This is a genomic window from Pseudomonas brassicacearum (assembly GCF_003732265.1).
GTDB classification, from domain to species: Bacteria; Pseudomonadota; Gammaproteobacteria; order Pseudomonadales; family Pseudomonadaceae; genus Aquipseudomonas; species Aquipseudomonas brassicacearum_D.
On record NZ_MOBK01000359.1, the window covers coordinates 1 to 300 of the forward strand.

The 300-nt window shown below is 59.0% G+C and carries 2 protein-coding genes; both read left to right on the plus strand.

Annotation, left to right across the window (positions count from 1 at the left end):
* The coding region (locus tag BK660_RS31705) for a MotA/TolQ/ExbB proton channel family protein (RefSeq protein WP_185045330.1) at positions 1-177 on the plus strand (177 nt) is incomplete at its 5' end.
* The coding region (locus BK660_RS31710) for an ExbD/TolR family protein (RefSeq protein ID WP_185045332.1) at positions 174-300 on the plus strand (127 nt) is incomplete at its 3' end. The genes BK660_RS31705 and BK660_RS31710, both read left to right, overlap by 4 nt.

Sequence of the window (300 nt, forward strand, 5' to 3'; positions counted from 1 at the left end):
AAAGCGCTGATCACCACCGCTGCGGGCCTGATGGTCGGTATTCCGGCGGTGTTCTTCCACCGGTTCCTGCAACGCCGCATCGATGAGCTGGTGGTCGGCATGGAACAGGAAGCGATCAAACTGGTTGAAGTGGTGCAGGGCGACCGTGACGTCGATCTGGCCGAGGGCCGGGTGTGAAATTCCGTCGCAAGCCTCGGGAAACCATCGATATCAACCTCGCGTCGCTGATCGACGTGGTGTTCATTCTGCTGCTGTTTTTCGTCGTGACCACCACGTTTACCCGTGAAACCCAGTTGCGCG